The organism is Sphingomonas sp. Leaf20 (assembly GCF_001421535.1).
In the GTDB taxonomy this organism is placed as follows: domain Bacteria; phylum Pseudomonadota; class Alphaproteobacteria; order Sphingomonadales; family Sphingomonadaceae; genus Sphingomonas.
In genome coordinates, this window is record NZ_LMKN01000009.1 from 265,487 (window position 1) to 290,990 (window position 25,504).

The 25,504-nt window shown below is 67.4% G+C and carries 22 protein-coding genes and 1 tRNA gene; 17 read left to right on the top strand and 6 right to left on the bottom strand.

Annotation, left to right across the window (positions count from 1 at the left end):
* Positions 1 to 29 precede the first annotated feature (29 nt).
* Both ASE72_RS14665 and ASE72_RS14670 read left to right on the top strand, forming a co-directional pair.
* Complete coding sequence (locus ASE72_RS14665; RefSeq protein ID WP_056022945.1) at positions 30 to 326, top strand: hypothetical protein; 297 nt, start codon at positions 30 to 32, stop codon at positions 324 to 326.
* 254 nt (positions 327 to 580) lie between these two features.
* A complete protein-coding gene (locus tag ASE72_RS14670; RefSeq protein ID WP_235532372.1) occupies positions 581 to 1,123 on the top strand; it encodes a hypothetical protein in 543 nt (180 codons plus the stop codon).
* Between the two features lie 12 nt (positions 1,124 to 1,135).
* Here the strand turns inward: ASE72_RS14670 and ASE72_RS14675 are convergent, their stop codons facing one another.
* The 3 genes from ASE72_RS14675 to ASE72_RS14685 all read right to left on the bottom strand — a co-directional run bounded on the left by ASE72_RS14675 (position 1,136) and on the right by ASE72_RS14685 (position 3,255).
* A complete protein-coding gene (locus tag ASE72_RS14675) occupies positions 1,136 to 1,867 on the bottom strand; it encodes an extensin-like domain-containing protein (protein ID WP_156350509.1) in 732 nt (243 codons plus the stop codon).
* Positions 1,867 to 2,649 (bottom strand): NUDIX hydrolase, encoded by a 783-nt coding sequence (locus ASE72_RS14680; RefSeq protein ID WP_056024197.1) that lies wholly within the window; start codon positions 2,647 to 2,649, stop codon positions 1,867 to 1,869. The genes ASE72_RS14675 and ASE72_RS14680 overlap by 1 nt, the downstream gene beginning before the upstream one ends.
* Positions 2,650 to 2,739: 90 nt before the next feature.
* On the bottom strand, positions 2,740 to 3,255 hold the full coding sequence (locus tag ASE72_RS14685; RefSeq protein WP_056022951.1) for a MucR family transcriptional regulator: 516 nt from the start codon (positions 3,253 to 3,255) through the stop codon (positions 2,740 to 2,742).
* A 398-nt stretch (positions 3,256 to 3,653) separates the two neighbouring features.
* Between ASE72_RS14685 and ASE72_RS14690 the strand changes: the two genes are divergently transcribed.
* From ASE72_RS14690 to ASE72_RS14705, 4 genes are all read left to right on the top strand, one after another.
* Positions 3,654 to 3,740: transfer RNA gene (locus tag ASE72_RS14690), tRNA-Ser, on the top strand.
* A 40-nt stretch (positions 3,741 to 3,780) separates the two neighbouring features.
* Positions 3,781 to 4,089: a hypothetical protein gene (locus ASE72_RS14695; RefSeq protein WP_235532373.1), complete on the top strand. Its 309-nt coding sequence runs from the start codon at positions 3,781 to 3,783 to the stop codon at positions 4,087 to 4,089.
* Positions 4,090 to 4,189: 100 nt separating this feature from the next.
* Positions 4,190 to 4,981, top strand: a complete 792-nt coding sequence (locus ASE72_RS14700; RefSeq protein ID WP_056022954.1) for an SDR family oxidoreductase — start codon at positions 4,190 to 4,192, stop codon at positions 4,979 to 4,981.
* On the top strand, positions 4,974 to 6,830 hold the full coding sequence (locus tag ASE72_RS14705; protein WP_056022957.1) for a glycoside hydrolase family 15 protein: 1,857 nt from the start codon (positions 4,974 to 4,976) through the stop codon (positions 6,828 to 6,830). The genes ASE72_RS14700 and ASE72_RS14705 overlap by 8 nt, the downstream gene beginning before the upstream one ends.
* Before the next feature lie 39 nt (positions 6,831 to 6,869).
* Here the strand turns inward: ASE72_RS14705 and ASE72_RS14710 are convergent, their stop codons facing one another.
* Entirely contained in the window at positions 6,870 to 7,973 is a 1,104-nt protein-coding gene (locus ASE72_RS14710; protein ID WP_056022961.1) for an NADH:flavin oxidoreductase/NADH oxidase, read from the bottom strand.
* Positions 7,974 to 8,237: 264 nt separating this feature from the next.
* On the opposite strand from ASE72_RS14710, the gene glgX reads away from it, so the two are divergent.
* From glgX to ASE72_RS14745, 7 genes are read left to right on the top strand one after another with little or no spacing between them, the layout of a single operon-like run.
* Positions 8,238 to 10,337 carry a glycogen debranching protein GlgX gene (gene glgX / locus ASE72_RS14715; RefSeq protein ID WP_235532374.1) on the top strand — a complete coding sequence of 700 codons (2,100 nt, stop codon included), beginning with the start codon at positions 8,238 to 8,240 and terminating at the stop codon, positions 10,335 to 10,337.
* Positions 10,334 to 12,046, top strand: a complete 1,713-nt coding sequence (gene treZ / locus ASE72_RS14720; RefSeq protein ID WP_056022964.1) for a malto-oligosyltrehalose trehalohydrolase — start codon at positions 10,334 to 10,336, stop codon at positions 12,044 to 12,046. Before glgX ends, treZ begins: the two co-directional genes overlap by 4 nt.
* A complete protein-coding gene (malQ, locus tag ASE72_RS14725; protein ID WP_056022967.1) occupies positions 12,043 to 14,016 on the top strand; it encodes a 4-alpha-glucanotransferase in 1,974 nt (657 codons plus the stop codon). The genes treZ and malQ overlap by 4 nt, the downstream gene beginning before the upstream one ends.
* Positions 14,013 to 16,427 (top strand): malto-oligosyltrehalose synthase, encoded by a 2,415-nt coding sequence (treY, locus tag ASE72_RS14730; protein ID WP_056022970.1) that lies wholly within the window; start codon positions 14,013 to 14,015, stop codon positions 16,425 to 16,427. The genes malQ and treY overlap by 4 nt, the downstream gene beginning before the upstream one ends.
* Before the next feature lie 7 nt (positions 16,428 to 16,434).
* Positions 16,435 to 17,373, top strand: a complete 939-nt coding sequence (locus ASE72_RS14735; RefSeq protein WP_056022973.1) for a histone deacetylase family protein — start codon at positions 16,435 to 16,437, stop codon at positions 17,371 to 17,373.
* Positions 17,370 to 18,731 (top strand): cryptochrome/photolyase family protein, encoded by a 1,362-nt coding sequence (locus ASE72_RS14740; RefSeq protein WP_056022976.1) that lies wholly within the window; start codon positions 17,370 to 17,372, stop codon positions 18,729 to 18,731. Before ASE72_RS14735 ends, ASE72_RS14740 begins: the two co-directional genes overlap by 4 nt.
* Before the next feature lie 41 nt (positions 18,732 to 18,772).
* Positions 18,773 to 20,020, top strand: a complete 1,248-nt coding sequence (locus tag ASE72_RS14745) for an SAM-dependent methyltransferase (RefSeq protein WP_082446110.1) — start codon at positions 18,773 to 18,775, stop codon at positions 20,018 to 20,020.
* 25 nt (positions 20,021 to 20,045) lie between these two features.
* Here the strand turns inward: ASE72_RS14745 and ASE72_RS14750 are convergent, their stop codons facing one another.
* Complete coding sequence (locus tag ASE72_RS14750) at positions 20,046 to 20,756, bottom strand: SDR family NAD(P)-dependent oxidoreductase (RefSeq protein ID WP_056022979.1); 711 nt, start codon at positions 20,754 to 20,756, stop codon at positions 20,046 to 20,048.
* A 16-nt stretch (positions 20,757 to 20,772) separates the two neighbouring features.
* A complete protein-coding gene (gene purF / locus ASE72_RS14755) occupies positions 20,773 to 22,230 on the bottom strand; it encodes an amidophosphoribosyltransferase (RefSeq protein WP_056022982.1) in 1,458 nt (485 codons plus the stop codon).
* Positions 22,231 to 22,362: 132 nt separating this feature from the next.
* Here purF and hisI point away from each other — a divergent pair, with 132 nt between their 5' ends.
* The 4 genes from hisI to ASE72_RS14775 are packed head-to-tail and all read left to right on the top strand — an operon-like array spanning position 22,363 to position 25,477.
* Positions 22,363 to 22,725, top strand: a complete 363-nt coding sequence (gene hisI / locus ASE72_RS14760) for a phosphoribosyl-AMP cyclohydrolase (protein WP_056024207.1) — start codon at positions 22,363 to 22,365, stop codon at positions 22,723 to 22,725.
* Positions 22,722 to 23,207: a hypothetical protein gene (locus ASE72_RS14765; protein WP_056022985.1), complete on the top strand. Its 486-nt coding sequence runs from the start codon at positions 22,722 to 22,724 to the stop codon at positions 23,205 to 23,207. The genes hisI and ASE72_RS14765 overlap by 4 nt, the downstream gene beginning before the upstream one ends.
* Before the next feature lie 32 nt (positions 23,208 to 23,239).
* Complete coding sequence (locus tag ASE72_RS14770) at positions 23,240 to 23,671, top strand: MerR family transcriptional regulator (RefSeq protein ID WP_056022988.1); 432 nt, start codon at positions 23,240 to 23,242, stop codon at positions 23,669 to 23,671.
* 3 nt (positions 23,672 to 23,674) lie between these two features.
* Entirely contained in the window at positions 23,675 to 25,477 is a 1,803-nt protein-coding gene (locus ASE72_RS14775; RefSeq protein WP_056022990.1) for an acyl-CoA dehydrogenase C-terminal domain-containing protein, read from the top strand.
* The last annotated feature ends 27 nt before the right edge of the window (positions 25,478 to 25,504 follow it).

The following is a 25,504-nucleotide window of genomic DNA, read 5'->3' on the forward strand; positions in this document are numbered from 1 at the left end:
CACCCGGAACAATATACGAGGAAGACCCCATGACCGACATCGACAAGAGCGCGCTCGACAGTCTCTCCGTCGCGCCTGCGGCGGATCCGGATGCCAAGACCGGCGGCCGCGATCCCCGTCAGGAGGCCGGGCAGGACAAGTCGATCGGCAAGCGCCTGCAGAAGAACCCGTCGAGCAACGACGCCCGCCTCGACAACGCGCTCGACGAGTCGATGGACGCGAGCGATCCGCCCGCATCGACGCAGCCCGTCCACAACCAGGGGCCGGCGAAGTCGTCGGGCTATGACGAAGAGGCCGAACGCAAGCTCGCCGAGAAGTCGAACTGACGCATGTCGGTGTCGTCGTCGCTGACCCGCCAGCGCGACGGCACCATCTCTTGAGACTTTTCCCCCGCCGGTTCGCCGGAATTTAGCACTAATCTGTCACAATCGCCTCGGTTGGTCGCTATCATGTTGCGGCGCAATGCGTTTCATGATGCCTTGACCGCGTGGCAGGATGACGCGGCTGGTTTGCTGATCTCGAACACAAGCGCCGTCTTTCCCGTGATGTTTCAAGGCGGGGTGATGATATGGCTTCCAGAATGAAACCGGCCCGGGGGATCACGACCCTCGCCGAGATGAAGGAATTCGCGGGCTTCTCGAGTGCGACGCAGCGGTTCATCCGCCGGTCGCTCGACGTCGGCCTCGAGCGCGAGGATGCCATGGTCCGCTGGTCGCGCGACGTCGTCGAGGCGGCGAGTATCCGTGCACAGGCCCGTTTATACGAGCGCCTGCCCGAGCTGCGGCAGATCATCCCGGACGACACGGGGCTCAACGCGGTCGAGCCATTCCTGGGGCGGCTGGTGACCTTTGCTGCGTTCGATCTCGGGCAGGGGCGACTGACGAGTTTCTCCGCATTCCGGTTCCTTTACGAGCGGCTGGTCGGTGCCGAGATCCGGCCGTGGCTGCCGTCCGCCTTCTGCGCGGCAGCGGCGTTGCCGCATCTTCACCCCGAATTGCGGCGGGCCCTGCTCCAGTCGATCAGCGAGTCGGCGGCGACCGCGTCGGGATGGTCGAACCTGCAGCCGGCGTTCTTTCCGCACTGGGTCGAGAAGGTCGACGGCGGAACCTCGCTCGCGCAGTAGGTCGCGCGGGCGCTAGCGACAGGCGCGCCAGCCCATCGCGCCGCGTTCGGCCTGGTCGAGGTGCAGGTGATCGGCGTGCGCCGCGTTATAGTCGGGCGAGAGCATCGTCGCGAAGACGGTGCAGGCGCCGTCGCGGACGTCGTGCAGGAAGCCGGCCTTCGGATCGTCGCCCTTCCAGTCGCCCGCGACGGTGATGCGCGTGCCGTCGGTGAGGCGGAAGCCCGCGACGTCGACGGCATTCGCGGTCGAATGCTCGCTCCACGTTCCCGCGTCGCGGCCATAGATACGTCTGCAGCTATAGCTGCCGAAATGGTCGATGCTGGCGACCGCCTTGCCGAAATGGCGTTGCGCGGCAGGCTGGACGACGGTCCATTCCCACATCGTCAACGCCGCGGCGACCGGGCATGCGATCCCGAGCCCGGCGGGTGCGAAGGCGATGCGCCGCGCGCCGCCGGGGGCAAAGCGGACGCCGTCGCTATAGCCGCACTGGCCCTCGCCCGAGCGCGGCGGCAGCGCGGTGTAGGCGACGCCCGCAGCATCGAGGAGCGCGCGGCAGGCGGGGAAGTCCTGCCGGAGCGCGACGAGCTTGCGCCCCGTCATCATGCCGACGGGCTGGCCGAGATCGAGCGGGGTCCATGGCAGGTCCTGCGGCCGGCCGCGCAGCGTCGCCCAGAGCAGCAGGCCGAGCGCGCCAACGATGACAAGCCCCGTCAGCCACCCGAGCGTTCTGCGCAGCGCCCGCATCACCCGCGCACGGCGCTCGACAGGCGCTCGCGCGTCACGGGATAGCCAAGGTCGTCGGGGATGCACAGATAGGCCTCGCCCTCATGCGTCTCCGACCACGGTGTGACGGTGCGGACCGGGTGACGCCGCGCATCCGCGACCGCCGCGTCGAAATCCGCAAACCTTGCGAGGCGTTCGAGATTGCGGCGCGTCGGAAAGATGATCTGCGCGCGTCCCGCGTCGGCGTCGTCGAGGATCTGTTGCGCGGTCGCCCAGAGCAGGCGGCTGTTCTCGGTGCCGTCGACGACGGGGTCGGGCATCTCGGCCGGCAGCCGCACCAGATAGAAGCGCGTGTCGAAGATCCGGGCATGCGCGTGCGCGGGGCGCCAGCGCGCGAAATATTCGAGCGCCATCGGGTCGATCGCGGTGCCTGCCATGTCGATCGCGTCGGCGAGCGAGCGGCCGCTGCCCAGTGCGTCGCGCAGGATGCGGAGGTCGGGTGCTGTGGGTAGCGGGGTCAGGCCGATCGCCAGTCCGACTTCCTCGATCGTCTCGCGGATCGCGGCGATCCGCGCGGCGACGTCACGATCGACCGCGGGATCGTGAAGCAGTCGTGCCGCCAGATCATGGTCGCCGGGATCGATCCGGCCGCCCGGAAAGACGAGCGCACCACCGGCAAATGCCATCGACGCCGCCCGCTCGACGAACAGCAGTTCGGGCGGACCCGGGCGCTGCTCGCGAAAGATCACGAGCGTCGCAGCGGGGATTGCGGGGGGCATGTCGGGCGGCGGGTTTGCGGTCATCTGACCGACGTAACGCACGACGGGCGATTGCAGCCAGCCCGGCCGGATTTAATCATGAAACGGGGAGGGGCGTGCCCTCCCCATCGAGCCTCAGCCCTCGCTGCCGAGCGTCTTCTTGGCGGCCTCGATCGCGGTCTTGCCGGACTTGCGGACCGACTTGACGGCGTCGCCAGCCGCAGCCTCGACCTTCGAGCCGGCCTTGCGACCCAGACCGATCGACTTGGCCATTGCGCGACGGGCTTCCGAATAGGTCGCAGCGACCATCGGATAGTCCGCCTTGAGGTTGAACCGCTCGCGATACTGCTCCGGCGTCATGCCGTGCGTCGACAGATGACGGCGCAGCGTCTTGTACTTCTTGCCGTCGATCATCGAAACAATATGGTCGGGCGACGAAAGCGACTTGCGCACCGTCACGGCAGGCTCATAGGTCTGGCCGTCGGTGGCTTCGGTCTCCATCGACGTGCCGGTCGACAGCTTGGTGACGGCAGCGTGCATCGACATCAGAAATGCCGGTACGTCTTCAGCCGTCGTACGCGTATTGGGGTTCGCAAGCCAGGCGGCGGTCAGCTCGGCAGCAAGTTCGACAACATTGATTGTATCAGTCACACGGTATCCTCGAAGATGAAAATGATCCCCTCCGCCGCAGCGGTTAGACCTGAACGAATGAAAATAACACCCGTGAAAATGATTAAAGTGCTCAATCGATAGCAAATTATGGGACATTGAGCTTTCCGGGCGATTAAACTTGGCGCGTCAGACGTGGCCAGGCGGGGGGATTGATCTGCGGCGCGGGCGAGCCATGCCGGCATGATAAGCGGTCGTTTCGGAAGCTATTGCGCGTCGACGAGCAAGGTCGGGGCTAGATTTTCCGGTATCCTATATTGCCACCACGGGGGTCGGTGCCGGTCGCCGGGCAGGAACCCACCACCCGGGAACGCGGCAACGCCCGGGCGCGCGAGGGACTGGCAATCGCAACCGGCTTGCGGTAGGGGCGCCGACAGCCGGGACGGGTGGCCGAGTGGTTTAAGGCAGCGGTCTTGAAAACCGCCGTAGGGGCAACTCTACCGTGGGTTCGAATCCCACCCCGTCCGGGCTGTTCTCCGATATTTCCATCATCATGATCGGCCCGGCGTGGCGGTTGCGCTTTCGCGCCGCGTCGGGCAGCGGGGCGCGATGGATCTCGACGCTCTGCTCTATCATTATTTCGGTGCCGACGACGTCGATGCGCTGACGCCGGCCGCGATCGACGAGGGCAGGGCGCGCGTGCTGATCGACTTTTCGACCGAGCGCGACGCCGGGCGGCGGTTCGCGCTCTGGTCGATGCTCGCGGCGTTCGGCGATGCGCCCGATCCCGAAACAGCGTTCAAGTCGCCCGCCGAGCGCGCCGCAGCGCTGCGCTATGTCCGCGCGCTGCGCTCGGTCGACGATGGCGACGACTGAACGCGGTTCGCCCGCCCCCGCGATCAGCGGTCGCGATGCGTGGGATAATTTAGCCGGAGCACGCGTTGGACACGCTTAGTCTTCAACGAAAGCCAGCTTCATGAACATCGACCTGACAGGACAGGCCGCGATCGTCACCGGCGCGAGCTCGGGCCTCGGCAGAGCCTCCGCGCTGCTGTTCGCGCAGGCGGGTGCCAAGGTCGCGGTCAACTACAACAGCAACAAGGATGCCGCCGACGACGTCGTCGACCGGATCGTCGCGGGCGGCGGTACGGCCTTCGCGATCGGGGCGGATACATCCGACGAGGATGCGGTGATCGGCATGTTCGACGAGACGGTCGCGCGGTTCGGCGGGGTCGACGTGGTGTTCGCCAATGCCGGGATGCAGAAGGACGCCGCGTACGCCGACCTGTCGCTCGACGACTGGAAGCGCGTGATCGACGTCAATCTGACGGGACAGTTCCTGGTGTCGCGCGAGGCGGTGCGGCGGTTTCGCGCGCAGGGCGATCGCGGGTTCGGCCGGGCGATCGGCAAGATCCTGTTCATGAGTTCGGTCCACGAGACGATCCCCTGGACGGGGCATGCGAATTACGCCGCGTCGAAGGGCGGCAGCGGGATGCTGATGCGGACGCTCGCGCAGGAGGTCGCCGAAGACCGGATACGCGTGAATGCGCTGGCGCCTGGCGCGATCCGCACCGACATCAATGCCGATGCGACCGAGGACGCCGACAAGCTTCTCGAGCTCATCCCCTATGGCCGGATCGGCGATGTCGACGACGTCGCACGCGCGGCGCTGTTCCTCGTCTCGGACGCGGCGGACTATATCGTCGGGTCGACGCTGACGATCGACGGCGGGATGAGCCTCTATCCCGGGTTCCGCAACAATGGATGACCGGCCCGGCGAGCGGTCCGCCGAGACGCGCCAGCCATCGGCGATCCGCGATCATGGTGCGATCGGCAATCTCGAGACGGTGGCGCTCGTCGACCGCGACGGGGCGATCGATTATCTGTGCTGGCCGAACCTCGACAGCCCGAGCGTCTTCACCGCGCTGCTCGACGATGCCGGTCAGGGGGGTCTTTTCTGGGTGCGCCCCGAGCTTCCCGACGCACGCGTCATCCAGATGTACGTGCCCGAGACCAACGTGCTGATGACGCGGTGGATGAACGACGAGGCGAGCGTCGACCTGATCGACCTGATGCCCGTCAATGTCGAAGACGACGACACGCCGCCGCGACTGTTGCGGCAGGTGATCTGCACGCGGGGAACGGTGACGATCGACATGCGCTGTGCGCCACGGTTCGACTATGGTCGCGAAGGGCGCAAGGCCACGATCCTGCCGAGCGACGAGGGCTATTCGCGCGGCCAGTTCGACCATGACAGCGGGCTCGCGCTGACGCTGCATGCCAATGCCGCGCTGATCGCGGAGGATTGCGACCTGACGGCGCGGTTCACCATGTCCGCGGGCGAGCGGGCGGCGATCGTGCTGAGCAATCCCGACGACGTGCGGATCGATGCCGAGGCCGCGCACGCGATCATCGATGCCGATATCGAGTATTGGCGCGGCTGGAGCCGGCAGTCGACCTATCGCGGGCGGTGGCGCGAGACCGTCGAGCGATCCGCGATGGTGCTGAAACTGCTGACGTCGCGGCGGCACGGCTCGATCGCGGCGGCGGCGACGTTCGGGTTGCCCGAGGCGAAGGGCGGTGTCCGCAACTGGGATTATCGCGCGACGTGGATCCGCGACTCGTCGTTCACCGTCTACGCGCTGCTGCGCATGGGGTTCGGGGCGGAGGCGCAGGCGTTCACGCGTTGGGTGATGGGGCGGGTGCGCGAGGACGATGGCCGGCTCGGCGTGATGTACGCGCTCGACGGCGGCGCGATCGCCGAGGAACAGTCGCTCGACCATCTCGGCGGTTTCGGGGGAGCGACGCCGATCGTCGTCGGCAACGACGCGCACGACCAGATCCAGCACGACATCTACGGGGCGCTGCTCGACGCGACCTATCTCAGCAGCAAATATGGCGGGACGGTCTCGCACGACGGCTGGATGGCGATCGTCGATGTCGTCGACAAGGTCTGCGCCACGTGGGAGCAGCCCGATTCGGGGATCTGGGAGGTACGCGGGCCGCCGCGCCATTACCTCCACTCGAGGCTGATGAACTGGGTCGCGGTCGATCGTGCGCTTCGGCTTGCCGAAAAGCGCTCGCTGCCCGCGCCGTTCGTTCGCTGGGCCGAAACGCGGACGCAGATCCATCAGGACATCTGGAACAGCTTCTGGAACGAGGACCTCGGCCGCTTCGTCCGCAGCAAGGGCGATACCCCCGAAGATCTCGCGGTCGATGGCGCGATGCTGATGATGCCGCTGGTGCGGTTCGTCTCGCCGGTCGATCCGAAATGGCTCGCGACGCTCGAGGCGATCGCCAAGGACCTGTCGGACGATGGCCATGTCTATCGGTACAAGATCGATGACGGCCTGCCGGGGCGCGAGGGATCGTTCGTTGCGTGCTCGTTCTGGTATGTCGAATGCCTTGCCCGCGCGGGACGGCTCGACGAGGCGCGGTGGAATTTCGAAAAGCTGATGGCGTATGGCAACCATCTCGGCCTGTTCGCCGAGGAGATTGCGGAGGACGGCAGCTTCTTGGGGAACTTCCCGCAGGCGTTCAGCCATCTCGCGCTGATCAGCGCCGCCTATTATCTCGATCGTGCGCTCGACGATGGCGGCCCCAAGGCGTGGGCATGAGGTGAGGGGCCGGCGGCGGCGACCGCCGGCCCTTCTGCATCAGGTCGAGAACAGGTCCTTGAACTGCCGCGGCTGCGAGCGGAGATACTGGTTCGGTGCCTTCACATGGCCACCGAGATGCGCGGCGGCGTGCCACGGCCAGCGCGGATCGTAGAGGATCGTGCGGGCGAGCGCGACGAAGTCCGCATCCCCCGTTCCGATGATCGCCTCGGCCTGCTCATAGTCGGTGATCAGCCCGACCGCGACGACCGGAATCGATACCGCCTGCTTGACCTGCCGCGCGAGCGGGACCTGGTAGCTGGGGCCGACCGGAATGTCCTGATCCGCACTCAGACCGCCGCTCGAGACGTGGATCGCGTCGCAGCCGCGCGCCTCGAGCGCCTTGGCGAAGGCGACCGTCTGTTCGCCGTCCCAGCCACCCTCGACCCAGTCGGTGCCCGACACGCGCATCGTCACGGGGCGATCGGCGGGGAAGGCGGCGCGTACGGCATCATAGACCTCGAGCGGGAAGCGCATCCGGTTCTCGAGGCTGCCGCCATAATCGTCGTCGCGGCGGTTCGAGAGCGGCGACAGGAATTCGTGGAGCAGATAGCCGTGCGCGCCGTGAAGCTGGATCGCGTCGATCCCGAGCCGCGCCGCGCGCACCGCGGCCGCGGCGAACGCATCGCGCAGCCGCGCGAGGCCGTCGCGGTCGAGCGCGACCGGCGGGTTCTCGTCGGGGAGGAACGCGGTCGCCGAAGGGGCTTCGGTCTGCCACCCGTTGCGCGCGTCGGGCGCGATCTGCTTGCCGCCGTTCCACGGCACCTCGCACGACGCCTTGCGACCGGCATGCGCGAGCTGGATACCGATCGGCATGTCCGACCAGCGCCGCACGCTGTCGAGCGTCCGCGCGATCGCCGCCTCGCTGGCATCGTCGTAGAGCCCGACATCGCCGTAGGTGATCCGCCCCTCGGGCGTGACCGCGGCGGCCTCGATCATCAGCAGCGCCGCACCCGACAGAGCGAGGTTGCCGAGATGGATCAGGTGCCAGTCGGTCATGCACCCGTCGACTGCGGAATATTGGCACATCGGCGCGATGACGATGCGGTTGGCGAGTTCGAGCTGGCCGACCCTGGCGGGCGTGAAAAGCTTTGGGCCGCTCATGCTGACATGGCCTCGACGGAGTGACGGATATGCATGGTGGAGCCTTTCGACATGGACACGCCGGGACAACGCGCCGCGCTGCAATAGGAGCCGGTGCGCGACCCGCCAATTCGCTCCACCATGACCGTGCTGCGATGCGCAGTTATGGTGGGCGCGAAAAGCAGCCGAAGCGGGAACATTGGCGCGAGCAGGCGGGTTCTCGCCCTGACATGCCGATCTACGGCTAAAATACCGTGTGTCGGTGAAAATTCCTGGGGGTCCGCATTGCATATTCTGCCTGATACGCTCGAGGCCGGTTCGGCCTATCCGCTCGGTGCCACGTTCGACGGGTTGGGGGTCAATTTCGCGGTGTATTCGGCCAACGCCGAGAAGATCGAGCTGTGCGTCTATGACGAGAATGGTCGGCGCGAGCTGAAGCGCTATCCGCTGACCGAATGGACCGACGAGGTCTGGCACGGCTATCTTCCCGATGCGCAGCCGGGCCTCGCCTATGGCTACCGCGCCTATGGGCGCTATGCGCCCGAGGAAGGCCACCGGTTCAACCCCAACAAGCTGCTGCTCGACCCCTATGCCAAGGCGATGACGGGCGAGCTGCGCTGGACCGATGCGATGTACGGCTATCAGGTGAAGTCGTCGCGCGAGGATCTGAGCTTCGACCGCCGCGACAATGCGCTGACGATGCCCAAGGGCGTCGTGACCGACAGTCATTTCGACTGGTCGCGCGACGTGCGGCCGAACACGCCCTGGTCCGAGACGGTAATCTACGAAGCGCACGTCAAGGGCCTCACGCAGCTGTTCGAGGAGGTCCAGCCGTCGGAGCGCGGGACGTTCGCGGCGCTGGGCAACCCTAAGGTGATCGATCACCTGAAGCGGCTCGGCGTCACCGCGCTCGAGCTGTTGCCGATCCATACCTATACGCAGGATCGGTTCCTGCAGGAGAAGGGGCTGCGGAACTATTGGGGCTACAACACCCTCAATTTCTTCACCCCCGAGCGGTCGTTCTTCGCGACCGACAGCCACAATGAACTGCGGCGGTCGATCCGGCGGCTGCATGCGGCGGGAATCGAGGTCATCCTCGACGTCGTCTACAACCATACCTGCGAAGGGTCCGAGCAGGGGCCGACGCTGTCGTGGCGCGGTCTCGACAATGCGAGCTACTACCGGCTGGTCAAGGATCAGCCGCGCTTCTCGATCAACGATACGGGAACGGGGAACACGCTCAACCTGACCAAGGCGCGCGTGATCCAGATGGTCGCGGATTCGCTGCGCTACTGGGCGACGAGCTTCGGGATCGACGGGTTCCGGTTCGATCTCGGGCTGACGCTGGGGCGGACGGATGACGGGTTCGATCCGGGTGCCGGGTTCTTCGACGTGCTGCGGCAGGATCCTGTACTAGGCCGGTTGAAGCTGATCACCGAGCCGTGGGACATCGGGCCGGGCGGGTATCAGCTCGGCAATTTCCCGCCGGGCTTTGCCGAGTGGAACGACAAGTACCGCGATACGGTGCGCAAGTTCTGGCGTGGCGATCATGCGCAGCGTGCGGATCTGGCGGCGCGTCTGACGGGGTCGGGCGACCTGTTCGACCGGCGTGCGCGGCGGCCCTGGGCGAGCGTCAACCTGCTCGGTGCGCATGACGGATACACGCTCGCCGATACGACGACGTACGAGGAGCGGCACAACGCCGCCAATGGCGAGGACAATCGCGACGGCCATTCGAACAATTGTTCGCGTAACTGGGGTGTCGAGGGACCGACCGACGATCCCGAGATCGCCGAGACGCGCAAGCGCGTCGCGCGGTCGATGTTGACGACATTGTTCGCGTCGCTCGGCACGCCGATGCTGGTGGCGGGTGACGAGTTCGGACGGACGCAGGGTGGCAACAACAACGCCTATTGCCAGGACAACGAGATCAGCTGGCTCGACTGGACACAGGCGAAGTCGGCCGAGGGCGATGCGCTGATCGACTTCACCGCACGGCTGACCGCGTTGCGCCGCGACTATCCGATGCTCCGCGCAAACAACTTCCTGTACGGTGACGACACGCCCGCGGAAGGCCTGAAGGATATCGAATGGTGGGACGAGCGCGGCGTCCAGCTGTCCCCCGAGGACTGGGAAAACACCAACGGGCGCGCGCTGGTGATGCGTCGTGCGGCGCAATGCCCCGACGGGAGGGTACAGGTGATCTCGCTGCTCCTGAACGCCTCGGAAGGGCCGTTGACCTTTACGATGCCGCCACCCGCGGACGTCGAGCGCACCGTGCTGATCGACAGCGCCAAGCCCGAGCAGGCGCCGATGGCGATTGCCGACAGCTATGACCTGCCGGCGCAGGGCGCGGCGTTGCTGACCTGGACGATGCAGCCGTGACGCAGCGTGCGTGGGGGCCGCGGCGCGACGCGAACGGGACGCTGTTCCGCCTCTGGGCGCCGGATCGCGACGCGGTGACGCTCGAGATCGACGGTGCGCCCACCACGCCGATGTGGCGCGATGCGGAAGGCTGGTTCACCGTCGAGGCGGCGGTCACGGCGGGGGCACGCTATCGGTTCCGGCTCGACGATGACGATGTCGTCCCCGATCCGGCGTCGCGACAGCAGGATGGCGGCGTCCACGGCTGGAGCGTCGTCGTCGACCCCGACGCGTATCGCTGGCGGACCGACTGGCAGGGGCGCGCCTGGGAGGAGATGGTCATCCAGGAAGTCCATGTCGGCGCGCTCGGTGGCTTTGCCGGCGTGGCGACGCACATCCCCGGAATGGCCGCGATGGGCGTCACCGCGATCGAGCTGATGCCCGTCAACGCGTTCGGCGGCACGCGAAACTGGGGCTATGACGGCGTGCTGCCATATGCGGTCGCCGAAAGCTATGGCACGCCGGACGCGCTCAAGGCCCTGGTTGATACCGCGCACGAGCACGGCATCGCGGTGTTCCTCGACGTGGTCTACAATCATTTCGGCCCCGACGGGAATTACCTCGGCGGCTATGCAAGCCCGTTCTTCCATGCCGATGTCGACACGCCGTGGGGCGGCGCGGTCGCGGTCGATCGCGAGCCGGTGCGGCGGTTCTTCATCGACAACGCGCTGATGTGGATCAACGAATACCGGATCGACGGCCTGCGGTTCGATGCGGTGCACGCGATCGACGACGATGCGTTCCTCGACGCGATGGCACGCGAGATCCGTGCGTCGACCGGCGACCGGCCCGTCCACCTCGTGCTGGAGAACGAACGCAACGATGCCGAGCGGCTGCGCGCCGATGCGTACGACGCGCAGTGGAACGACGACTTTCACAACGTCCTGCACGTCCTGCTGACGGGCGAGACGAGCGCCTATTACGCCGACTTCGCCGATCGACCCGCGGAGCGGCTCGCGCGCTGTCTTGGCGAGGGTTTCATCTACCAGGGCGAGGGGTCGCCTAACCATGACGGGCGGCCGCGGGGTAAGCCGAGCGGGCATCTGCCACCGACCGCGTTCGTGTCGTTCCTGCAGAACCACGACCAGATCGGCAATCGTGCGCTCGGCGAGCGGCTGACAATGCTCACCGATCCGGCGCGGCTGCGTGCGGCGACCGCGTTGCTGCTGCTGTCGCCGCAGATCCCGTTGCTGTTTATGGGCGACGAGGCGGGGAGCGATACCCCGTTCCTGTTCTTCACCGACTTCCACGACGAGCTGGCGGATGCGGTCCGGGAGGGGCGGCGCAAGGAATTCGCGAAGTTCGCGGCGTTCGCCGACGAGGACGCGCGCGCGGCGATCCCCGATCCCAATGCGCTGGCGACGTTTTCCGCGTCGGTCCCGCGCGACGGACCCGAGGCCGGACGGTGGCGCACGCTCTATTCGGACCTGCTGGCGCTTCGGCACCGCGTGATCGTGCCGCGGCTGCGCGGTGCAGTGGCGATGGGCGCCGAGGCGATCGACGAGCGCGCCGTCGTGGCGCGGTGGCGGATGGGCGATGGTGCGGTGCTGACGATCGCGCTCAACCTGGGCGACGAGGCGGTCGTGTTTCCCGCGGTCGAGGGCGACGTGGTGTTCGCCGATGGGGCGACGGACGCGGGGCCGTGCGTCAGGGTGTGGCTGTCGCAATGAGCAGGCTCCACGCGCTCGCGCGCCTCGCGGGGCTGCAGCCCGAGTGGCAGGATGCGGGCGGTCGCGCGCAAACCGTATCGGACGACGCGCTCCGCACGATCCTCGCCGCGCTGGGGCTGCCGGCCACAGACGATGCCGCGATCGCCGAGAGCATCGCCGCGGCCGAGGCGGAGCGCGCCGCGCCGCGGGCGTTTGTCTCGGCCGATGCCGGAACGCCGTTCACGATCGCCGGGATCGGCGGGCCCGCTGTCCTGCGGTTCGAGGACGGGGGGGCGCGCGACATCCTCGTCGACGCCGGCGAGGTCCCGGCGATCGATCGGACCGGCTATCATGTGCTCGAGATCGGCGACCGTCGTATCGGCGTGGCGATCGCACCCGAGCGCTGCTTTTCGGTCGAGGACCGCGTCGCCGGCAAGCGGCTCTGGGGCCCGGCGGTGCAGATCCCGAGCTTGCGCGATGCGGGACCGAACGACTTCGGGGATTTCGGCTCGCTCGCAGCCGCCGCGGGCGACTTTGCCGCGGCCGGGGCCGACATGATCGCGATCAGCCCGACGCACGCGCTGTTCCCGAGCGATCCGCACCGTTTCAGCCCCTATGCACCGTCGAGCCGGCAGTTCGTCAACGTCATGCTCGCGAGCACGGACATGGGCGATCGGTCGGAGGGAGGGGCAGACGATGACCTGATCGACTGGCTGTCGGCTTCGCCGGTCAAGCTGCGCGCCTTACGGCATGCGCTCGATACGCTGTCCGAGCAATCGCGCGCCGATCTGGCGGCGTTTCGCGAGGCGGGGGGCGAGGCGCTTGGCTGGCACGCCGCCTATGATGCGATCCACGCGCATTTCTTCGCGGCGACGGGGGCACGAGGCTGGCAGGACTGGCCCGAGGCGTTTCACGATTGCGGGAGCGATGCGGTCGCGCGGTTCATCGACGAGCATCGTGCCGACTGTGACTTCCACGTCTTTCTGCAGTGGCGCGCGGTGACCGGGCTGGCCGCCGCGCAGAAGGCGGCGATCGATGGGGGCATGGCGCTCGGCCTGATCGCCGATCTCGCAATGGGTATGGACGCGGGTGGCAGCCATGGCTGGAGCCGTGGCAGCGACCTGCTGACGGGGTTGTCGATCGGCGCACCGCCCGATCCGCTCGGCCCCGATGGACAGGCCTGGGGGATCACCGGGTTCGACCCGCGTGCGCTGGTGCGGTCGGGGTTTGCCCCGTTTATCGCGACGATCCGCGCTGCGCTCACGCATGCGGGCGGGTTGCGGATCGATCATGCGTTCGGACTGCGGCGGCTCTGGGTCGTGCCCGACGGAGGTTCGGCCGCCGAGGGTGCGTATCTCGACATGCCGTTTGCCGACCTGATGCGGATCATCGCGATCGAGTCGCACCGCGCGCAGGCGGTGGTGATCGGCGAGGATCTGGGCACGATGCCCGAGGGTTTCCGCGCGGTCATGGACGCGCGTGCGATGCTCGGCATGCGCGTGCTCTGGTTCGAACGCGACGCCGATGGCGCGTTCGTCCGGCCGGATCGCTGGTCGCGCGACGCGGTTGCGATGACCGGGACTCACGACCTCCCGACGATCGCCGGATGGTGGCGCGGCCGCGACATCGACTGGACGTGGCGATTGGGCCGCAGTGCCGAGGCGGCGGACGAAGCCGCGGACCGGGCGAACCGGGCGCTGGATCGGTCACGGCTGTGGACGGCGCTTGGTGCGGATGGTCCCGAACCGGCGCCCGAGGACCCGGCCGCGGTGATCGATGCCGCGATCGCGCACGTCGCGCGGACACCGTGCGCGCTTGCGATCATCCCGTTCGAGGACCTGCTCGGCCTCGTCGAACAGCCCAACCTGCCGGGGACGACCGACGAACATCCGAACTGGCGGCGGCGGATGCCGGCCACCGTCGACGTACTGCTGCGTCATCCCGACACCGCACGCCGTGTCGCCCTTCTCAATACCGCGAGACCCTCATGACGCCACGCGCGACCTATCGCATGCAGTTCCACAAGGACTTTACCTTCGCCGATGCGGAGGCGCAGGTCCCGTATCTGGCCGCGCTCGGGATCAGCCATCTCTACGCATCGCCGATCACGACCGCGCGGACGGGATCGACGCACGGCTATGACGTGGTCGATCCGACGCGGATCAACCCCGAGCTGGGTGGCGAGGACGGCTTTCGGCGGCTCGCCGACCAGCTCGCGGCGCACGGCATGGGGGTGATCGTCGATATCGTCCCCAACCACATGGGTGTTGCGGGCGGCGAGAATCGCTGGTGGCATGACGTGCTCGCGCGCGGGGAGCAAAGCGATTTCGCGGCCTTTTTCGACATCGACTGGCGCGAGAAGATCGTGCTGCCGATCCTCGGCGATCCGCTGCGGCAGGTGATCGACGAGGGCGGGCTTGCGGTCGAGACGATCGACGGGACGCCCATGCTCGTCGCCTATGGCGAACACCGGCTGCCGTTGCGATCCGAGGACCGTGCGACTGCGGCGACCGACGATCTCGCGACGCTCGTCGATCGCCAGCATTACCGGCTGGCATCGTGGCGGACCGCGAACGACGATCTGAACTGGCGCCGCTTCTTCACGATCAACGATCTCGCCGGGTTGCGCGCGGAGGATCCCGCGGTGTTCGAGGCGACGCATGCGCTGTTCTTTAGGCTGTATGCGGAAGGGTTGATCGACGGGGTGCGCGTCGATCATGTCGACGGTCTGACCGATCCGGCGGGCTATTGCCGGATGCTGCGCACGAGGTTCGACGCGATCGAGCCGCAGGCGGGGCGCGGGCCGGCCTATATCGTGATCGAGAAGATCCTGGCAGAGGGCGAACCGCTGGCGACCGACTGGGGTGTCGACGGCACGAGCGGGTACGACTTCATGGCGCAGGTCACGGCGTTGCTCCATGACCCGGCCGGGGCGGAACCGCTCGCCGCGCTGTGGGCGGAGGTCAGCGGGCGATCCGCGACGTTCGGGCCCGAGGAACTGCGCGCGCGGCAGGAAATGCTGTCGTGGCAGTTCGAGGGGCAGTTGCAGCGGTGCGTCGAGGCGTTCGTCGCACTCGCCCGGTCGACACCCGCGTGCGACGGGCTGACCGCGGGCATGATACGCCGTGCGATCGAGCGGCTGCTCTGGGTGTTCCCGGTCTATCGCACCTACGGCACGGGCGACGCCGCACCGGTCGCGGATGCCGCGATCCGCGCGACCGCGCGCGACCGTGTCACGCCCCATCTCGCGCCGGGCGAAGGCGTGGTCGTCGACCGGATCCTCGACTGGCTGGCGGGCGAAGGGCCGGGCGATGCCGAGCGTGCTGCGGACGCGGTCCGCCGGTTCCAGCAATTGTCCGCCCCGATCGCGGCGAAGGCGGTCGAGGATACCGCATTCTATCGCTATGGCCGGCTGCTCTCGCGCAACGACGTCGGGTTCGATCCCGCCGCGTTCGCGCTGGGCAACGACGAATTCCATGCCCTGATGCGCGGTCGTGCGGCAGACTGGCCGCGGGCGATGCTCGCGTCGGGGACGCATGACCACAAGCGCGGCGAGGATGTCCGCGCGCGGCTCGCGGTATTGTCCGAGGTGCCCGCGCTGTGGCGCGAGCGCGTCACCCCTTGGCTGGCACAGGTGTCCGCCATCGACGCGACGATCGCACCCGACGATGCCTATATGCTGTTGCAGACGCTGTTCGGCGCATGGCCCGAAGCACTGCTGCCCGACGACGCACCGGGGCTGGGCCGTTTTGCCGAACGGATCATCGGCTGGCAGGAAAAGGCGTTGCGCGAGGCCAAGCTGCGTTCGTCCTGGGAGGACCCGGACGAGGCCTACGAAGAACGGTGCCACGCTCTCGTCGGCGTGCTGCTCGATCCCGAACGGTCGGCGGCGTTCCTCAGGGATATGGCGGACCTCGTCGACGCGACGCAGCGTGCGAGCGAGGCCAACGCGCTCGTCCAGACGGCGCTGCGCTATACCGTTCCGGGCGTGCCGGACCTGTATCAGGGCGCCGAGCTTGCCGATCTCAGCCTTGTCGATCCCGATAACCGCCGGCCGGTCGATTACGCCGAACGCCGGGCACTTCTGGCGAGCGGGGGAAGCGCCAAGCTTGGCCTGATCGCCGAACTTCTGGCGTTGCGCAAACGCCAGCCACTGGTCTTTGCGCAAGGGTCCTATACGCCGATCGGGGTGACGGGCGACCGCGCGGAGCAGGTGCTCGCCTTCGAGCGTACCGCGGGCGGGACCAGGCTGCGCGTGGCGATCGTCCTGCGCGGGGCAGCGCTTGCCATGGACGCAGCGGGAGCGGCGGACGACTGGTGGGGCGACACCCGGCTTGCGACGGGAGAACGGGCAGCCGACCTCTTCGTCACGCGGCCGGTGTGGTTCGACCTCCACGAATAGGCGCCGCATGATCCATGTCGTGCATCATCCCGACTATGTCGCAGCCGCACCGGCGCGCTCGACCTATCGCTGGAACAAGAACGGGCTGATCCGCGATCTGCTGCTCGCACACGGCGACAGGCTGTCGTGGCATCAACCCGGGGCGACGCCGCGGCAGTGGCTCGAGGCGGTGCACGACCCCGATTATGTCGCCGAGGTGATCGAGGCGCGCGTCCCCGCGCTGAAGGAGCGGCGCATCGGGTTTCCAGTGACCGAGGCGGTGGCGAAGCGTGCGGTCGTGGTGCCCGACGGGACATGGCTGGCCGCGAAACTCGCGCTGCTCCACGGCTTTGCCGCGAATACCGCAGGGGGCAGCCATCATGCGCTGGCGGAGACGGGCGCCGGCTATTGCGTGTTCAATGATCTCGCGGTCGCGGCCGTCCGGCTCGTCGAGCAGGGCGATGCGCAGCGCATTCTGGTGGTCGATTGCGACGTGCATCAGGGTGATGGAACCGCGGCACTGCTTGCCGGACGGCCCGAGATCGCGACCTATTCGATCCATGCGGAGAAGAACTTCCCCGTCCGCAAGGCGCGGTCGTCGCTCGACGTCGCGCTGCCCGACGGGGTCGACGATGCCGGCTATCTCGACATCCTGCAGCAGACGCTCGTGCCGCTGCTCGACGAGGTCCGGCCCGACCTGATCCTCTACCAGGCGGGCGTCGATCCGTTTGCGGGCGACCGGCTCGGTCGGCTGTCGCTCACGCTCGACGGACTGGTCCGCCGCGAGCGGCTGATCGCGGGGCTTGCGATCGCGCGCGGCGTGCCGCTTGCGAGTACCGTGGGGGGCGGTTACGGCGACGAAGCGCTCGAGATCGCGCAGCGTCACGTCACCGCGATCATGACGCTCGGTGAAACTTTTGCCGGGCGTGGCTCCGGATCATCGGATGCGACGTTGAACGGTCGATGACGACACCCACGATTCTCTGGCTGCGCCAGGACCTTCGCCTTCACGACCACCCCGCATTGATCGCAGCCGCCGCGGCGGGCCCGGTCATCCCGGTCTATGTGCTCGACGACGACGCACCCGGCGACTGGGCGATCGGCGGCGCGCAGCGCTGGTGGTTGCACCATAGCCTGGCGGCGCACGGCAAGGCGCTCAAGGACAAGGAGTCGCGGCTGATCCTGCGTCGCGGCGATGCGGTCGAGGTTCTGACGGCGCTGCTGGAGGAGACAGGCGCGACGCAGATCCATGCGATCCGGCATTACGAGCCCTGGTGGCGCAAGGCCGAGGACGCGCTGGGCGATCGGCTGTGCCTGCATGACGGCAATCACCTCAGGCGGGTCGAGGACGTGAAGACCGGGTCGGGTGGCCAGTTCCGCGTCTATTCGTCGTTCTGGAAGGCGCTCAACCAGATGATGCCACCGCCCGAGCCCGAGCCGGTCCCCCATGTGATCCATGCGCCCGGTTCGTGGCCGAAGAGCGATACGCTCGCGTCCTGGGACCTGCTGCCGACCAAGCCCGACTGGTCGGGCGGGTTCGACGACTGGACGCCTGGTGAAGCGCAGGCGTTGAAGAATGCCAAGGCGATGGCATCGATCGTCGAGGCGTATGACGTCGACCGCAACATGCCCTCGATCGAGGGGACGTCGCGCCTGTCGCCGCATTTGCATCACGGCGAGATCTCGCCGCGGACGGTGTGGCATGCGGTCGAGGGCCACGGCGATGCGACGACCTTCCTGAAGGAGCTGGCGTGGCGCGACTTCACCGACGGCGTGGTGCTGGCGATGCCCGATTACGGCAAGGCAAATGGGCGGCCGAAGTTCGACGCGCTGCCGTGGCGCACGGGCAAGGCGGCCGCAGCGGATTTGAAGGCGTGGCAGACGGGGCGGACGGGCTATCCGATCGTCGATGCCGGGATGCGGCAGCTCTGGACGACGGGGTGGATGCACAACCGCGTCCGCATGATCACCGCGAGCTTTCTCGTAAAGCATCTGCTGATCGACTGGCGCGAGGGGGAGCGGTGGTTCTGGGATTGCCTGGTCGACGCCGATTACGGGAACAATTCGGTGAACTGGCAGTGGGTCGCAGGGACGGGGGTCGATTCGAACATGTTCGGGCGGATCATGGCACCGCTGTCGCAGTCGGAAAAATTCGACGCAGGCGACTATATCCGCGCGTGGGTACCCGAGCTTGCCGGACTGAAGGGCGATGCGATCCATGACCCCGACGAGTCCGGATGCCGGCCGGACGACTATCCGGCGAAGATCATCGGCCACCGCGAAGGCCGGGAACGCGCGCTCGATGCGGGTCGCCACGCACGCTAGTCTCTTTTCACCGTCGCGGCGCTGTTGCATGGAGCGCCGCGATGACCGCCGTTCCCGCTTTCGATGACCCCCAGTCCCCCGCGGCGACGACGCTGGCGCGTCTGGCTGCGCCGATCTTTCACCGCATGCTCGACCGGATCGACGACGGGCTGGAGAGCGGGGCGATCGAGGCGGTCCTGCCCGATGGAACGCGCCGGCTGATCGGCGGGCGCGCGCCCGGACCGGTCCCCGTCGTCACGCTCCACCGCTGGCGCGCGCTGATCCGGCTCGCGACCGCGGGGTCCGTCGGATGGTACGAGGGCTGGACCGCGGGCGACTGGTCGAGCCCCGATCCCGTGCCGCTGTTCGACCTTTTCATGCGCAACCGTGGTTCGCTGGGACGTACCGCGCGGTCGGGCGGGGTCGCGCGGCTGTCGGCGCGGCTCTGGCACTGGATGCGCCGCAACCACCGCGAGGGATCGCGGCGCAACATCGCGGCGCATTACGACCTGGGCAACGACTTCTACGAGCTCTGGCTCGATCCCGGCCTGACCTATTCGAGCGCGCTGTTCGCCGAGCCGGTGTCGGAGGCGGAGACGCTGGAACAGGCGCAGACGACCAAGTTGCAGGCGATCCTCGATCGCACCGCGGCGCAGCCCGGCGACCGGATCCTCGAGATCGGGTGCGGCTGGGGGTCGTTTGCCGAACTGGCGGCGCGTGCCGGCGTGTCGGTCCACGGCCTGACCTTGTCGACCGAGCAGAAACGGCAGGTCGACACCCGCATGGCGGACGCCGGGCTGACGAACGTCACGGTCGCGCTGACCGATTACCGCGACGTCACGGGCACCTATGACGCGGTGGCGAGCATCGAGATGGTCGAGGCGGTGGGCGAGGCCTATTGGCCGGCCTATCTCGACGCGATTGCACGGGCGTTGAAGCCGGGCGGGCGTGCGGCGATCCAGTATATCGCGATCGACGATGCGATCTTCGACGCATATTCGACAAGCGTCGATTTCATCCAGCGTTACGTGTTTCCGGGCGGGATGCTGTTGTCCGAGCCGCGGTTCCGCGCGCTCGCCGAGGCGCGCGGGCTCGTTTGGGAAGACCGGCGCGGGTTCGGGCTGCATTATGCGGAGACGTGCCGGCGGTGGCGGGTCGCGTTCGATGCGGTCGTCGCGCAGGGCCGTCTGCCGGCGCGGCTCGACGCGAAGTTCGTCGCTTTGTGGCGTTATTACCTGATGTATTGCGAAGGCGGGTTCCGCGGGGGCGGGATCGACGTCGCGCAGGTCACGCTGGTGAAACGACGCTGAAGGTCTGCCCCGCAAGGGGCAGGTTTCAGGCTACGCGTTCGAAATGGCCGGGTTCGAACCCGTCGATGGCCAGCGCGACGATGCGGTCGGCGACGACCTGCGGATCCTTCACCGATTTCGGGTCCTCGCCTGGATAGGCGCGCGCGCGCATCTTGGTGCGGGTCGCGCCGGGATCGACGATGGCGGTACGGATACCGCTGATCTCGGCCATCTCGTCGCCATAGGCGCCGAGCAGCGTCTCGAACGCGGCCTTCGACGCGCCGTAGAGCCCCCAATAAGCGCGCGGTTTGCGGCCGACGCTCGAGGTGACGCCGATGACCCGGGCCGACTTCGCCTTTTTGAGCATCGGGTCGAACGCGGTGATGAGAGCGGCCTGCGCGCTCACGTTGAGCGTCAGGACCTGCGCCATCTCCTTGGGGTCGATCGCGGGGACCGATGACAGCGAACCGAGCATCCCCGCGTTGAGCACGAGGATATCGAGCGCGTCCCAGCGATCGCCGATCGCCGTCGCCAGCCGCGCGATCGCGTCGCTCTCGGCGAGGTCGAGCGGGGCGATCGTCGCTGAACCGCCGGCGTCATGGATCGCCGTCTCGACCTCTTCGAGGCCGCCCGCGGTCCGCGCGGTCAGGACGACGTGCGCGCCCTGTGCCGCCAGCGCGACGGCGGTGGCGGCGCCGATGCCGCGGCTGGCACCGGTGACCAGCGCGAGCCGGCCCTCGAGAGGCTTGTCCGTCATGTTCACTCCGGGATCTTTAGATAACGCGCTCGGCGAGCATCGCGAACTGATCGACCTCGGCGCCTTCGTCATGGTCGGTCAGCGTCGTCGGATAATCGCCCGTGAAGCACGCGTCGCAATATTTGGGACGAATGTCCGCCCGCTTGGCCTCGCCCAGCGCCTTGTACAGCCCGTCGATCGAGATGAAGTTGAGGCTGTCGGCGTGGATGAAGCCCGTCATGCCGCCGAGATCGAGCTGGGCTGCGAGCAGCTTGGTGCGCTCGGGCGTGTCGACGCCGTAGAAGCACGAATGCCGCGTCGGCGGGCTGGCGATCCGCATGTGAACTTCGGCAGCGCCGGCCTCGCGCATCATCTGGACGATCTTGAGCGAGGTCGTGCCCCGGACGATCGAATCGTCGACGAGGATGACTCGCTTGCCCTTGATGAGCGCGCGGTTGGCGTTGTGCTTCAGCTTGACGCCGAGATGGCGGACCTTGTCGCCGGGCGAGATGAAGGTGCGGCCGACATAATGCGAGCGGATGATGCCGAGCTCGAACGGAATGCCCGATTGCTGCGCATAGCCGATCGCCGCGGGCGTGCCCGAGTCGGGGACGGGGATGACGAGGTCGGCATCGACGGGGGACTCGATCGCAAGCTGTGCACCGATCGCCTTGCGCACCGAATAGACCGAATGATCCTCGACGATCGAATCAGGCCGCGAGAAATACACCCATTCGAAGATGCAGGGGCGTGCCGCCATCGGCGTGAACGGACGGATCGAGCGGATCTCGGTGCCCTGGACGATGACCAGTTCACCCGGCTCGACCGCGCGGACGAACGTCGCGCCAACGACGTCGAGTGCGACCGTCTCGGACGCGAAGATCACCGCGTCGCCGAGCTTGCCCATCACCAGCGGCCGGATGCCGAGCGGGTCGCGGCAGGCGATCATGCCTTCGGGGGTCATCACGATCAGCGAATAGGCGCCCTCGACCTGCTTGAGCGCGTCGATGAAGCGATCGAGCAGCGTCCGGTAGTTCGAGGTCGCGACGAGGTGGATGATCGTCTCGGTATCGCTCGTCGACTGGAAGATCGATCCGCGCCGGACCAGTTCGCGGCGCAACCGCATGGCGTTGGAGATATTGCCGTTGTGCGCGATGGCGAACCCGCCCGTCGACAGCTCGGCATAGAGCGGCTGGACGTTGCGCAGCGCGGTCTCGCCGGTCGTCGAATAGCGGACATGACCGCAGGCGACGGTGCCGGGAAGCGCGCGGATGACGTCGTCGCGATCGAAGTTGCCAGCGACATGCCCCATTGCGCGATGCGTATGGAAATGCGCGCCGTCGAAGGTGGTGATGCCGGCGGCTTCCTGCCCGCGATGCTGCAACGCGTGCAGTCCGAGCGCGACGAGCGCGGCCGCGCCATCGGTCGCAGATACGCCGAACACCCCGCACTCTTCGCGGAGTTTGTCGTCATCATAGGGGTTTGTGGTCAGCATGCCGGGTCTCACGTCGTGCGGAGCCCGCCCTATAGTCGCGGTTCATGCGTTTGTCGCCTCTTTGTAATAACATTGCGCACCCGATCGCATGTCACTGGTCGCATCGCGGTGGCTTTGGGCTATATCCGCGCGATGACACATAGCCGCGACACGGGCCTGACGCTCGACCCGAAATTCGATTCCGCCGGTCTGCTGACCGCGGTCGTTTCCGACCGCGTATCGGGGGACGTGCTGATGGTCGCGCATATGAATGCGGAGGCGCTCGCGCTGACGCAGACGACGGGTGCCGCGCATTTCTGGTCGCGCAGCCGACAGGCGCTCTGGAAGAAGGGCGAGACGTCGGGAAACGTGCTGCGCGTCGCCGAGGTGCGAATCGACTGCGATCAGGATGCGGTGTGGCTGATCGTCGATGCGGCAGGACCGGCCTGCCATACGGGTGCGCGCAGTTGTTTCTTCCGTCGTCTGGAAGGTGACGCGCTGGTCCCCGCCGAGTGAGGGCGATCCTCCTGCTCGCGCTCGTCGTCGCGGGGTGCGATCGCGCGCCGTCCGCGACGACGGGCGACAGCGCTGGCGCCCGACTCGAGGCCGCCGCCGAGCGGGCAGGGATCGTGTCCGATCCCGAGGCGCCGCTCGAGGGGGCATGGGCGCGCGACACCGACCGGCTGTGCGTGGTCGGAACGGGGAAGACCAGCCGGATCGGCGTCAGCGTCGATTATGGCGAGGACCAGGGCTGTGCCGCGACGGGTGTCGCCGAGCGCGAGGGGACCGCGCTCAGGCTGACGTTCGGCGACTGCCGGATCGTCGCGCAATATGACGGCGACCGGATCGTGTTTCCCGCAACCGTCGCCGATGCGTGCCAGGCATTGTGCACGGGCAGGGCGACGCTGGCGGCGGTCACCGTCGACCGCCAGAGCATGGCGCGGTCCGAGGCGCTGACGCTGCGATCGTCCAAGGGTACGCGTCTTTGCAGTAGTTGACGTTGACGTAAACGAGAGTTACATCACCGGGCATGGCAACACGCGCGTCCCCCGAGTCCTATGCGATGATCGAACCGCGACACGATCGCGATCATTTCACGATCTCCGACCTGTCGACCGAATTCGACGTGACCGCACGCGCGCTGCGTTTCTACGAGGACGAGGGGCTCATCGCGCCCGAGCGTCGCGGCACGCAGCGTATCTATTCGCACCGGGACCGCGCGCGGCTTGCCTGGATCCTGCGCGGCAAGCGCGTCGGGTTCAGCCTCGGCGAAATCCGCGAGATGATCGACCTGTACGACGTCGGCGACGGCCGGCGCGTACAGCGACAGGTCGTCATCGAACGGAGCGAGGCGCGCATCGCGCTTCTCACCGAACAGAAGCGCGACATCGACGCCGCCATCGACGAACTCACCAACTTCGTAGCCATCCTCGAGGCCAGTCGGGCCCAGGACAAAGGATAAACCATGCCCCAGTACACGCCCCCCGTGCGCGATACGCGCTTCGTCCTTGAGCAGGTGGTCGGTCTCGATCGCTACAGCAACCTCCCGGGTTTCGACACGGCGTCGCCCGACGTCGTCGATGCGGTGCTCGAGGAAGGCGGCAAGTTCGTCGCCGAGGTCCTGTTCCCGCTCAACCTGTCGGGCGACCAGCAGGGTTGCACGCGGCATGAGGACGGTTCGGTCACGACGCCCGACGGCTTCAAGGAAGCCTATAAGCAGTATGTCGAAAGCGGCTGGGCGACGCTCGGCAACCAGCCCGAATATGGCGGGCAGGGCATGCCGCACGTCGTGTCGACCGCGTTCCAGGAATATATGATCTCGTCGAACATGGCGTTCGCGATGTATCCGGGCCTCACGCACGGCGCGATCGCCGCGCTCGTCGCCAAGGGGTCGGACGCGCAGAAGGCGATGTACGTGCCCAAGATGGTGTCGGGCGAATGGGGGGGCACGATGAACCTCACCGAGCCGCAGTGCGGCACCGATCTCGGCCTGATCCGCACCAAGGCCGAGCCGCAGGCGGACGGCTCCTACGCGATCACCGGTACGAAGATCTTCATCTCGAGCGGTGAGCATGACCTGACCGAGAACATCATCCATCTCGTGCTGGCCAAGACGCCCGGCGCGCCGGACAGTTCGAAGGGCATTTCGCTGTTCGTGGTGCCGAAGATGCTGGTGAACGAGGACGGCTCGCTCGGCGCGCGCAACGGCGTCACCTGCGGGTCGATCGAGCACAAGATGGGGATCCACGCGAACTCGACCTGCGTGATGAACTATGACTCGGCGACCGGCTGGCTGGTCGGCGAGGAGATGAAGGGCCTCGCCGCGATGTTCATCATGATGAACGCCGCGCGCCTGGGCGTCGGCCTGCAGGGGCTCGGCGTCGCCGAGGTCGCGTATCAGAATGCGGTGCAGTACGCGCAGGACCGTCGCCAGGGCCGCGCGCTGACCGGCCCCAAGGAGCCGCAGGAGAAGGCGGACACGCTGTTCGTCCATCCCGACGTGCGGCGGATGCTGATGGAGGGCAAGGCGCTGACCGAGGGTCTGCGCGCGTTGATCCTTTGGACCGCGCTGCAGGGCGATCTCGAGCATAACGCCGCGGACGAGGCGGAGCGCCAGCTCGCGGGCGACATGATCAGCCTGCTGACCCCGGTCATCAAGGGCTATGGCACCGACATGGGTTATGCGATCGCGACCAACGCGCAGCAGGTCTATGGCGGCCATGGCTATATCGCCGAATGGGGCATGGAGCAGTATGTCCGCGATGCGCGGATCGCGATGATCTACGAGGGCACCAACGGCGTGCAGGCGATGGATCTGGTCGGCCGCAAGCTCGCGCAGAATGGCGGTCGCGGGATCCAGGCGTTCTTCAAGCTCGTCGCGGACGACGTCGCGGCGGCCAAGGGCGATCCGGTCACCGCGTCGTTTGCCGAAGCGCTGGAGAAGGCGAACGGCCAGCTTCAGGCGGCGACGATGTGGTTCATGGCGAACGGCATGAAGAACCCCGAGAATGTCGGCGCGGGCGCGGTCAGCTACATGCACCTGATGGGCATCGTCGCGGTCGGCGCGATGTGGTTGCGGATGGCGGTCGCCGCGGCAAAGCTGAAGGCAGCGGGCGAGGGCGAGGCGGCGTTCCTCGACGCCAAGCTGATCACCGCGCGCTTCTATGCCGAGCGGATCCTGCCCGACGCGGGCGCGCTGCGTCGCAAGATCGAGGGCGGCGCGGAGTCGCTCATGGCGCTGCCGCCGGAGATGTTCATGGCGGCCTGATCGCCGCCATCACGTGCGCGAAGGGCG

Coding starts and splice junctions, on each gene's coding strand:
- ASE72_RS14740 (WP_056022976.1), top strand. CDS start 17,370: ATGACGACACCCACGATTCTCTGGCTGCGCCAGGACCTTCGCCTTCAC.
- ASE72_RS14670 (WP_235532372.1), top strand. CDS start 581: ATGAAACCGGCCCGGGGGATCACGACCCTCGCCGAGATGAAGGAATTC.
- ASE72_RS14665 (WP_056022945.1), top strand. CDS start 30: ATGACCGACATCGACAAGAGCGCGCTCGACAGTCTCTCCGTCGCGCCT.
- ASE72_RS14775 (WP_056022990.1), top strand. CDS start 23,675: ATGCCCCAGTACACGCCCCCCGTGCGCGATACGCGCTTCGTCCTTGAG.
- ASE72_RS14750 (WP_056022979.1), bottom strand. CDS start 20,756: ATGACGGACAAGCCTCTCGAGGGCCGGCTCGCGCTGGTCACCGGTGCC.
- hisI (WP_056024207.1), top strand. CDS start 22,363: ATGACACATAGCCGCGACACGGGCCTGACGCTCGACCCGAAATTCGAT.
- ASE72_RS14770 (WP_056022988.1), top strand. CDS start 23,240: ATGGCAACACGCGCGTCCCCCGAGTCCTATGCGATGATCGAACCGCGA.
- malQ (WP_056022967.1), top strand. CDS start 12,043: ATGAGCAGGCTCCACGCGCTCGCGCGCCTCGCGGGGCTGCAGCCCGAG.
- ASE72_RS14700 (WP_056022954.1), top strand. CDS start 4,190: ATGAACATCGACCTGACAGGACAGGCCGCGATCGTCACCGGCGCGAGC.
- ASE72_RS14705 (WP_056022957.1), top strand. CDS start 4,974: ATGGATGACCGGCCCGGCGAGCGGTCCGCCGAGACGCGCCAGCCATCG.
- purF (WP_056022982.1), bottom strand. CDS start 22,230: ATGCTGACCACAAACCCCTATGATGACGACAAACTCCGCGAAGAGTGC.
- ASE72_RS14735 (WP_056022973.1), top strand. CDS start 16,435: ATGATCCATGTCGTGCATCATCCCGACTATGTCGCAGCCGCACCGGCG.
- ASE72_RS14680 (WP_056024197.1), bottom strand. CDS start 2,649: ATGACCGCAAACCCGCCGCCCGACATGCCCCCCGCAATCCCCGCTGCG.
- ASE72_RS14675 (WP_156350509.1), bottom strand. CDS start 1,867: ATGCGGGCGCTGCGCAGAACGCTCGGGTGGCTGACGGGGCTTGTCATC.
- ASE72_RS14710 (WP_056022961.1), bottom strand. CDS start 7,973: ATGAGCGGCCCAAAGCTTTTCACGCCCGCCAGGGTCGGCCAGCTCGAA.
- treY (WP_056022970.1), top strand. CDS start 14,013: ATGACGCCACGCGCGACCTATCGCATGCAGTTCCACAAGGACTTTACC.
- ASE72_RS14745 (WP_082446110.1), top strand. CDS start 18,773: ATGACCGCCGTTCCCGCTTTCGATGACCCCCAGTCCCCCGCGGCGACG.